Genomic DNA, 10,559 nt, shown 5'->3' with positions numbered 1-10,559 from the left:
TGCACTATAATCTGACGTTATATAAAATAGCGATAAGTTATTTCTAATATAAGTGATTTCCTAGACTACATATATATTAATCTACTAGATCACCAAAAAACAAGTTTAAATAGGACACATTTGTAAAATCCTCTCGGTAAATCACATAAGGAATATTATTTTGGATAAAAACATCTGTTCCATGGTCGTAGGGATTGTTTGTAATTCCGGAATTAGGCATAATTCCCCAGTTTTGTGTAACTAAATCATACTTCCAAACTTCGGTACCAACAAAATGTAATTGATTGTTTCTTAAATAAACAGCAGCACTTTTACTAGGACTTGGATTATTTGATAATTGTTCCCATTGATAGGTGTTTAAATTCATTCTCCAAAAGTCATTAAATTGACTATCATCCGATCCATTTGCGATATAGACATAATCACCAACTACAATTGGTGTTATATATTGATTTCTATATTGTGTTATATTATAGGGTAACGTACTAATTACGGACCAGGTTTGATTGTTTATATCATATGCCCATAAATCACTTGTTAATGGCATAGTGTAAAACACTTTATTTTGATAGGCAAATCCTTTACCATAATAATTGCTTTGATTATTTGGTGTTAATTCTGTTACATTACCTGTGCTAATATCTACTTGAATAAAATCTTGAGCAAATCCATTGCTTCGTAACCCAAAAATTAAATTTGTGTTTTCTGAGTAAACAAAAGACGCACCACCAGATCCAAAAGAATAAGGCGATCCATTACTATTTAATTGCGATTGATTTGTCCAAGTTCTAGTTACATCATTATACTTGTATATGTATTTTAATGGATTTGTATAGGCTATATCACCTATTATTACTGCTTCATTATTTATTGTAAATACATCATATTTGGCAAACGGGAAGTTATTGTTATATCCATCTTTAATTTTATAATAGGGATTACTTAGGTTTAATAATTGATCTGAAACAACTTCGATATCATTAATTACCCATTTTAATGTAATATCACGCTGGACAAAACTTTGACTACTATAAATATAGAATTGTAACGTTGTATCGTCAATTATAGTTGGATAATATTCTTTTCCGTCTATTAAAAACAAATTTTTATTCTCATATGTTTGATCTACTGTTACCAAAAAATTTTGGTCTGTATAAACTTGATTTGGAACCGTTACAAATTCTGGTACTTTAATATTAAAATTGTTATAATTTACATATTGATTTTGAGCATAAACTGTTATTATGCTATTTGAATAATTGACATCTTCTGGGATTATTACTTGAATTTCGTTTCTGGAAGTACTTAAAACTTGCGCATCAATTCCCCCAATGCTAACGCTTGTATTATAAATATTATTATTAAAATGGTCTCCAATTATAGATATGGTTTCTCCAAAAAAAGCTGTTGCTGGATTAGTACTAGTGATTATTGGTTGGTGTAGATCTAGCAACCCATTTTCTATTACTTGATTACCATAAGATGAAATTTCTAATCCTCTTAAATCGCCTTCTGGTCTAGGAACCGTAAAGGTTATTTCTGTTTCTGTAGTAGATTCTATTTGAGCATAAGAATCCCCAAACTTTAATTCTAATTCGTTAATATCTGTTGGGAAATTTTCTCCACTTAAAACTACCGTGTCTCCAATATGAGCAATATTAGGCGTACACTGCTCCATTATTGGGTCTGCACTTCCGTTTGAGAAAAAGCTTAATGTTTCACCTCGATAGGTGTCTAAATCGGTTGTTACATAAGCTGTAAAATGATATTCTAAATCTGGATATAAACCTTGCAGAATTTCGACTACAAATATACCTTGTGTTGCAGGTAATGTTACTTGATGATTTACATTATAATAGACATTATTTCCTTGTGTTTCAACCTCAAAACCAAAAGCAGTTATTTGGTTATCACCTAGATTACTAATATTGCCTTGTAATGTAACGCCTCCACTAGAAAAAACTTGACTTCCAACGGTCTCGACAATAGGTAATGGAGGAAGATTATCTTCTTCGTTATCGTTATCACAAGAAAAAATTACACAAGCAACTAAAAGTATATATATAATATTTTTAAACATCTTATATTTTTTTAACGAATTTAATAATTTTAAATAATGAAACATGTCAATTAATGAAGAAATGAGTATTAGTTCTTATAAACTCATTCCACACACATTTCACTTCTCTCCTATCGTCGTTTATTCATTGTTTGTCTATTCTAATAAATTGGAATTCATGAATCTCATTCTTCGATTTCGTAAAAAGAGTGTTTAATCACAAGGTTAATATTGTTTTAGAGGTGTTCTTGAATCTCGCAAACTCGATTTCATTAACATTGTAGAGAAAAATTATAGAAGAAAAAGTAGAATTTGCTACTTCGCTTTTACCAAAGCAAAGTGCACATAACGCAGGCCATTCTAAAACAAAAATGTTTTATAATCCGACGTTATATAAAATAGCGATAAGTTATAAGTAATTCCTGTTTAATCCAGAACTATCATTTAGTAAATGTTGTATCCCATTACAAGCATCCACTTACTACGCATTGTATTTTATCCGAATCATCCCCTGGGTAATTCTCTTAAAATAGCCTATTGTTTTATCAAAATTTTATGAGCTCAAGTGAGATATATAAAAAAAAAGCAAACAAATAGTTTTTATATTATATTTCCCACATGAAGAACTTATTTTTTTTAATACTAGTTATTGTTTCTTTTTCTATAGAAGCACAAATTGTAAATATACCTGATGCTAATTTTAAAGCTAAATTACTAGAAGCGAATACTGATAATTTTACTGCTTGGAATTTAAGTGGAAATAGATTTAAGGTTGATGCTAATAACGATGGAGAGATACAAGAAAGTGAGGCGTTACAGGTAAGTGAATTAAAAGTGATTTCTTCAAGTATTTCAAATCTTACTGGAATTGAAAGTTTTATTAATTTAACATTTTTAAATTGCTCTTATAATCAAATTACAAGTTTAAATGTTGAAAACAACGTTGATTTAACATACCTAAATTGTGATAATAATCAAATAATAAGTTTAAGTGTTAGTAATAATATTAATCTAGTGGAGTTACATTGTGAAAATAATAGTTTACCAGATTTAGATGTTAGTAACTATATTAATTTAGAGCGATTATTCTGTGGAAATAATAATATATCTAATTTAAATGTGAATAATAGCATTAACCTTAATGACTTATACTGTGCAAATAATAACCTATCAACTATAGATGTTAGTGATAATATTAATCTTGTTAATTTTCAGTGTGAAAATAATAACCTTACCGATTTAGATGTTAGTAACAGCGCTAATTTAGGTGTATTGTATTGCTTTAATAATAATATATCCACTTTAAATATTAACAATACTAATATACTTCGTTTAGACTGCTATAATAATAATATAACTGCATTAGATATAAGTATTAGTACTAACTTATATAGATTAGCATGTCAAAATAATCAATTGATAAGTCTTAATTTAAAGAATGGTAATACAATGGGTTATGATAATTCTTTTTATTTTAACTCTACTAACAACCCTAATTTACAATTTGTATGTGCAGATGAGAATGAAATAAATGCTTTAAATACTTATTTCACTAATAATGGGATGATAGTTAACGTCAACTCCAATTGCTCATTTTTACCTGGAGGAAATTTCAACATTATAACAGGAAAAATAACATACGATATTCAAAATGATGGCTGCGACGCAAACGATAGTGCATTTCCATTTCTTAGAGTAAACATTGATGATGGTACAAGTACTAGAACAATGTTTACTACTGCCACAGGAGAATATAATTTCTATACTTTAGATGGTGATTTCACCATAACACCAAATTTAGAAAATCCAGCATTTTTTAACGTTTCTCCAATAGATGCTACAATAAATTTTACAGATACTAATAACAATACCAATATACAGGATTTTTGTATTACAGCAAATGGAATACATAATGATCTAGAAATAGTAATTATTCCTTTACAACAAGCTATACCTGGATTTGATACAGAATATAAAATCGTTTATAAGAATAAAGGTAACACTACACTTTCAGGTAATATTGATTTTATATTTCAAGATGATTTTATGGATATTGTTTCTGCAAATCCTACTTTTGATTCACAAAACGTGAATTCATTAACTTGGAATTACACGGATTTACTCCCTTTTGAGATGAGAGAAATTACATTAACGGCAAACTTAAATACGCCAACAGATTTAGATTTTCCTCTTAATAGTGATGATGTTTTAATTTTTGATGTAACAATTAACCCAATAATAAATGACCAAACAGAAATAGACAATACTTTTACTTTTAATCAAACAGTTGTAAATTCTTTTGATCCAAACCATAAAACTTGTATAGAGGGAAAAACTATTTTCGAAGAAAAAGTTGGGGAATATGTTCATTATCTAATTAGATTTGAAAACAATGGAACAGCAAATGCTACAAATATTGTAGTAAAAGATATTATAGATCAAAATATGTTTGATATTTCTTCTTTAATTCCAATACATGCTAGTCACAATTTTATTACAAGAATAAAAGATACAAATGTTGTAGAATTTATCTTTGAAAATATAAACCTACCTTTTGATGATGTTAATAATGATGGTTATATTACTTTTAAAATTAAGACACTAAATACATTAACTATAGGCAACTCATTTGAAAATAGTGCAGAAATTTATTTTGATTTCAATTTTCCAATAATTACTAACAATGAAGTAACTACTATTGAAAATGCACTTAGTGTAGTCGACTTTGGTTTTGATGATGCAAGTATTGCTATATATCCAAATCCTGTTATTAATACAATGACTATAAAAAGTGAAAATGCATTTAATAAAATCAGTATTTATAGTATTAATGGGCATCTAGTCAAAGAAATAGATTTACTCTCAGACAAAACAGAAATTAATTTGGATTTAAATAAATTAAATTCTGGCGTTTATTTTATTAAAACAAAAAGTTTAAGCAAAAGTGAAACTCATAAATTTATTAAACAGTAAAGAACTTTGGCGTTGCTCTAAAAAGAGTTTACTTGCTCTGTTAAATTTTAGAAATAAGAGCTCGTGCATTCCATTTTAATCAAAAACAAAAACAGCATCTAAATAACTTAGATGCTGTTTTATTAAAGGACTATTCTAAAAAGTGGTTTCTTATATAGTAGTCTGCTTATTTAATGGACTTAGAAGCCATAGGATAGTCGGTATATCCCTTTGCTCCTGTTGTATAAAAGGTGTCTTGGTCCCAATCTGCTAATTCTAAATGGTTTTCAAAACGTTCTACCAAATCTGGATTAGAGATAAATAGCTTTCCGTAAGCGATCAAATCTGCATCACCAGCTTCTAATACTTTGTTTCCTTTATCTTGATCAAACGCGGTGTTAATCATTAAAGTACCGTTGTATAATGGTCTAAAGTGTTTTGCTATTTCTGTTACCGCAAAAGGATTTTCAGAAACATCTGTAAACGGTTCTGATAAATGCACGTAGGCTAAATCGTAATCGTTTAGTTTTTTAATAAGGTATTCGAAAGTTGGAATGGTATCCTTATCCATGGTAATTCCGAATAAACCATCTAAAGACGGATTAAAACGTACACCAATTTTTTCCTGCGGAATCACTTCTTTCATAGCATCTAAAACTTCAAAGAAAAAACGGGTTCTGTTTTCCATACTTCCGCCGTATTCATCTGTTCTTATATTGGATGTTCCGTTGAAGAATTGATGAAATAAATAGCCATTGGAAGAATGAATTTCTACACCATCAAAACCTGCTTTTACTGCATTGGCAGCTGCATTTTTAAAATCTGTAACCGTTCGCTTTATATCGGCAATAGTCATTTCCTTTGGAGTAACAGTATCTTTGAAACCTTCTGGAGTAAACGATTTTGAATTGGGATTTAAGGCAGAAGCCGAAACTGGTAATTCGCCATGATGAAAATCTGGATGCGACATGCGTCCAACATGCCATAACTGAATAAAGATTTTTCCGCCTTTATCGTGTACACGCTTGGTTACTTTTTTCCAACCTTCCACTTGTGCGTCGGTATAAATTCCGGGTGTATTAATATATCCTACTGCTTGTTCCGATACTTGAGAACCTTCCGTAATAATTAAACCAGCGGAAGCACGTTGCTCATAATACAACCCTTGTAATTCATCTGTTGCTATTTTACCTTCGTTATCTGCACGACTACGCGTCATAGGTGCCATAACGACTCTGTTTTTTAAATGTAAATTTTTATTATATGGAGTTAATAAGCGTTGTGTACTCATTTTAGTATGTGTTAATGGTTATATGTATACAAATTTACAAGACGTCTTTATTCTTTTTTAGATTTCCACCTTTTTTATGAATAGTTTTAACAGGAACCATATTTATAATAAGATCTTTCGTTTAATAATACATTCTAAAATCTAGTAAATTACAAATTTTGTGATGCCTTTGATGCAGCTCTTCCACAACATCTAGCATATTATCATCTTCTTTAAATAAGTTAAAGAATGCCATATCCAGATGTGAACTAGTTATTCCATTAGATGCATTTCCATATCCAGAAACTGCTTTTGCTCCAGTGATATCCAAAAAATATTGTGCCTCTTCTGCGTCTAAATCTAGAACTTTTGCATTGGAGAAATGTAAAATCTTTCCTTCTAATCGTCCTTCAAACATTTCTGCAATTTCTTGTAGACTATAGTAATAGTCATTTAAACAAATACTATTTGCTTCCCCTGTTATAACCATGTAAATTATTTCGTAGTCTTTAAAATGATGATCATCCAATACCAATGCATTTAAGCTCGATTCTAATCCTTCAATGGTGTCGCATGTATTATAAATACTGGCTACGCCATATTGCGTGGTTAGTTGTTCTAATTTTTTTTGTGCTTCGGTAACGGTATCTATCTCTATGTCTTCCACTGCTTCTAAACAGTAAATGAAATAATCGGCATCTATTAATTGCTCTTGGGGTAATTGCTGTGTTTTCTCTAACAAATCTCAGTATTTATGCATAGTGTATCAAGTACAAAAATAATGGAAATCTTTTATTTTTTTCAATGATTTCCTATAAAACACATGGAAATATGTCTAGAATGTTTGAGGGAGCGGATAATTTTAATCAACCCATTAATAATTGGGATGTTTCTTTAGTTATAGAAATGGATCCTATGTTTAAAGGAGCAACATCCTTTGATTAAGACATCTCTTACTGATGTGTATTTCATGAAAATTTACAAGGCAAACAACCTTCAGATAGAACGTTTTATTAAAGAGTAATTTTTTTATAGAAATCGGAATAAATATTATACTTCCCTCTATAGATACTTACATAAAAAGTGTTTATACGATCGCCTATATTTGAGAAATAAGAGTAGTGAACCGCCTTTGTTGGTTACATTAATATTTAGGCTAACTATTATTCCAATTTAAAAATGTAGTTACAAAGTGTTCTTTTTTTCTAAAGGATACTGGTATTTTTTTACCATTTTTCAAATGAATAATTCCAGATTTCTCATACTTATCAATAAATTTTAAGTTGACTATAAACGATTGATGTGGACGAATAAAATTAGCTGTAATTAGTCGTTCTTCAAATTCCTTCAAGGTTTTGGAAACCAAATACTTTTTATTATCGCTACAATAAAACGTGGTATATCCTTTATCTGATTCACAGAACATTAATTCCTTTAAATCTACCACCTGAAAGCTATCATGAAGCGATAATACTAAGGTGTTATCTTCCTTATTCCAAGCTTCTTTTACGGTTTGTATTTGCTGTCTTTGTGTGGCAATAGGTAATTTTTCTACTTTTTGTAATGCTAGTTCCAGTTCTTCTACATCCACAGGTTTTAAAAGATAATCTACAGCTCCCATTTTTAAAGCTTGTAGTGCAAATTCTTCATAAGCGGTTATAAATATTACTTTAAACGCTAAGTTTTCTGTTTGTTCTAAAAAATCGAAAGCAGTACCATCTAGAAGATTAATATCTAAAAAAATTAAATCTGGTTTACAAGCATTTGCTACTATAACGGCATCTTTTACAGATTCGCACTCGCCAATTACTTCTACTTTGGCATCTATTAATTGCAATAAATTAAGCAGTCCTTTTCTAATATATGCTTTATCTTCTACTAGTAGTGTTTTCATTAAGCTACTGTTTTATACGGAATTATTAAAGTAACAATGGTTCCTTGTTCGTTATATTTTTTTCTATCTTCTATAGACACAGAACCTTGCATATTAAAATCTTTAGATAATACTTCTAACCGTTCCGAAGTTATTAGTGTAGATAATGATTTTTTATTTTTATTCTTCCCTTCTTTTTTAGATGCAACTCCTACCCCATTATCTATTATAGTACAAATTAGCTTTTTTTCTAAATAACTTAAACGAATATCTATTTTTCTGTTTTCATTTTGATCTACAAAGGCGTGCTCTATAGCATTTTCTACAAAGGGCTGAATGAGCATTGGTGGTACTTCAAATAAAGGAATATCAATACTGTCTTCGACTAAAACAGTAGATTGATAGGCGTCATTTTCTAAATTCTGAAGGGCTAAATAATTTTGAATGGCTGTCAATTCTTGAGATAAGGAAACCGTTTTATCTCTGGAGTTTTCTAATATAATACGGAGTAGTTTTGAAAATTTCGAGAGATAATAAACAGATTTTTTTTCTTCTTTATTTAAAATCATGCCTTGCAAAACGGAAAGCGAGTTAAATATAAAGTGCGGCGTCATTTGAGAACGCAACAACTTTTGCTCGATAACTATATTTTGTGTTTTAGATTTTATATTTTTTAATTTTTGATAGAAAATAATGCCTCCCAAAAGTATGGAAACCAAAAGAAATCCAATAATTGCCCATAAATAATCTTGCTTAGATTTTTGTAAATCTTTACTAGTCGCTGTTACTACTTTTGTTAATTGTAATTCTCTAATACGAGAAGAATCTAATTGTTGCTTGTACTTATATTCATATTCTAATTGCGTAATCTTTTCAATATTTTCTTTATTAAAAAGGCTGTCCTGAATTGCTTTAAACTTTTGATGGTTTATCAAAGCTTTTTTATAATCTCCTTGATGTTCGTAAATTTGAAAAAGTAATTCGGATGCTTTTTTTTGAGAAGGAAGCACCTTCAAATTATTAGCAATCTCTTCTCCTTTTAAAGTATAGGAAAGCGCTTTTTTATATTGCTTTTCCTCTAAATAGGTTGCTGCAATTCCTAAATAGGTTTCCGCTAAGCCTTGCTGGTCACCAATTTCTTTACTGATATTCATCGACTTTATATAATTCTCTCTTGCAATCGCTGGTTTTTTAAGCAGTAAGTGAACTTCAGCAATGTTCTTTAAACAGATAGAAGTTTGTTTTACAGCATTAATATCTTGACTTATCAGTAAAGATTCGTTAATAAATTGAAGCGCTTTAGTGTATTCCTTTTTGCTTTTATATATAAGACCTATGTTTGCTTTATTGGTTGCTATTAGGCTTTTACTTCCGTTATTGGACTGAAAATCTATAGACTGGTTGTGATACGCTAGAGCTTTATCATATTTACCCATAGATCTATAGACAGTACCAAGACTATTGAGTTCATTTGACATGCCAATGGTATCTCCTTCTTTTTCTAAATACGCAAAAGCTTGCTTATAATGTTCTATCGCAAGTGGAAAATTTCCTAAATATTTATAAACGATACCTAGGTTACTAAGCGCATACGGAATACCATATTCGTGGTTTATTTCTCTACTATAATTTAATCCTTTTTTATAATTAGAAATAGCTTCCGGATATTGTCCTGTTTCTGCATATATAGTTCCTATGTTTAATAAACTTGCAACCAGTTTTTTCTTAGCATGCATGGCTTCATATATTAGCAATGCTTTATTGTAATAGTTTAATGCCTCATCATACTGTGATTGCTGATAGTGTGAGACTCCTATTGCATTATATAAAGACGCCATTCCCTTTTCATCATTAAGACTGTCAAATAATTTAAGAGACTGCTTATAATAATCTAACCCGGCAGCATAGTTAGACTTTCTACTTTCAATAATGCCTTTTATATAAAAAATATTAGCTTTCCCTCTCGTAAAGTTTAAGCTATCATTTATGGCTTCGGCTTCGTCAATATATAAATTTGTTAATTTCATATCTCGTTGAAAATAGGTAAATGCCAAATCGTATAAAATATCTGCTCTTGTAGTATCTCGCTCTTTATGATTTTGTAATTCTACATGAAGACTATCCATATATTTATTTTGAGCAATAGCGGAAACTGGAAAAAACAAGGAGATTATTAAAAATACAATAAGGATGTTAATGATTTTCATAGGAAGCAAGGACGTATTTTAAGCTAATTAACAATATAATCTTAATTGTTATTTATAAAAACCAGAATATAAGATATCTGATAGAAACAAAAAACTAAATAAAGAACAAAACCGCAAGCACTTTAATTAAAACGCTTGCGGTTACTAAAATAAGGGAAACCAAAGTAGCTAATAAAATGATTAATAGCATAATAAGTA

General features: G+C 29.6%; 7 protein-coding genes. 2 read left to right on the top strand and 5 right to left on the bottom strand.

Features of this window, described 5'->3' with window-relative positions; all coding sequences use genetic code 11:
* Positions 1-76: 76 nt before the first annotated feature.
* Positions 77-2,080, bottom strand: coding sequence for an IPT/TIG domain-containing protein (locus FG167_RS14270; RefSeq protein ID WP_203458901.1), 2,004 nt, complete (start codon positions 2,078-2,080; stop codon positions 77-79).
* 597 nt (positions 2,081-2,677) lie between these two features.
* On the opposite strand from FG167_RS14270, the gene FG167_RS14265 reads away from it, so the two are divergent.
* Positions 2,678-5,032: a T9SS type A sorting domain-containing protein gene (locus tag FG167_RS14265; protein ID WP_203458900.1), complete on the top strand. Its 2,355-nt coding sequence runs from the start codon at positions 2,678-2,680 to the stop codon at positions 5,030-5,032.
* A gap of 166 nt (positions 5,033-5,198) precedes the next feature.
* Here FG167_RS14265 and FG167_RS14260 read toward each other — a convergent pair whose 3' ends face one another.
* Positions 5,199-6,302 (bottom strand): alkene reductase, encoded by a 1,104-nt coding sequence (locus FG167_RS14260; protein ID WP_203458899.1) that lies wholly within the window; start codon positions 6,300-6,302, stop codon positions 5,199-5,201.
* A gap of 121 nt (positions 6,303-6,423) precedes the next feature.
* Positions 6,424-7,023: a DUF6642 family protein gene (locus tag FG167_RS14255; protein WP_203458898.1), complete on the bottom strand. Its 600-nt coding sequence runs from the start codon at positions 7,021-7,023 to the stop codon at positions 6,424-6,426.
* 62 nt (positions 7,024-7,085) lie between these two features.
* Between FG167_RS14255 and FG167_RS14250 the strand changes: the two genes are divergently transcribed.
* Positions 7,086-7,226 (top strand): BspA family leucine-rich repeat surface protein, encoded by a 141-nt coding sequence (locus FG167_RS14250; protein ID WP_203458897.1) that lies wholly within the window; start codon positions 7,086-7,088, stop codon positions 7,224-7,226.
* A gap of 211 nt (positions 7,227-7,437) precedes the next feature.
* Here the strand turns inward: FG167_RS14250 and FG167_RS14245 are convergent, their stop codons facing one another.
* Together FG167_RS14245 and FG167_RS14240 are read right to left on the bottom strand one after the other, a co-directional pair.
* Positions 7,438-8,175, bottom strand: coding sequence for a LytTR family DNA-binding domain-containing protein (locus FG167_RS14245; RefSeq protein ID WP_203458896.1), 738 nt, complete (start codon positions 8,173-8,175; stop codon positions 7,438-7,440).
* Positions 8,175-10,361 carry a tetratricopeptide repeat protein gene (locus FG167_RS14240; RefSeq protein WP_239004401.1) on the bottom strand — a complete coding sequence of 729 codons (2,187 nt, stop codon included), beginning with the start codon at positions 10,359-10,361 and terminating at the stop codon, positions 8,175-8,177. Before FG167_RS14240 ends, FG167_RS14245 begins: the two co-directional genes overlap by 1 nt.
* Positions 10,362-10,559 lie beyond the last annotated feature (198 nt).

Origin of the sequence: Lacinutrix sp. WUR7 (assembly GCF_016864015.1) — a bacterium.
Classification (GTDB): Bacteria; Bacteroidota; Bacteroidia; order Flavobacteriales; family Flavobacteriaceae; genus Oceanihabitans.
Note: the sequence above shows the minus strand (reverse complement) of the source record. Positions and strands in the feature narration are given on the sequence as shown.

Coding starts and splice junctions, on each gene's coding strand:
- FG167_RS14240 (WP_239004401.1), bottom strand. CDS start 10,361: ATGAAAATCATTAACATCCTTATTGTATTTTTAATAATCTCCTTGTTT.
- FG167_RS14245 (WP_203458896.1), bottom strand. CDS start 8,175: ATGAAAACACTACTAGTAGAAGATAAAGCATATATTAGAAAAGGACTG.
- FG167_RS14265 (WP_203458900.1), top strand. CDS start 2,678: ATGAAGAACTTATTTTTTTTAATACTAGTTATTGTTTCTTTTTCTATA.
- FG167_RS14270 (WP_203458901.1), bottom strand. CDS start 2,080: ATGTTTAAAAATATTATATATATACTTTTAGTTGCTTGTGTAATTTTT.
- FG167_RS14250 (WP_203458897.1), top strand. CDS start 7,086: ATGATTTCCTATAAAACACATGGAAATATGTCTAGAATGTTTGAGGGA.
- FG167_RS14260 (WP_203458899.1), bottom strand. CDS start 6,302: ATGAGTACACAACGCTTATTAACTCCATATAATAAAAATTTACATTTA.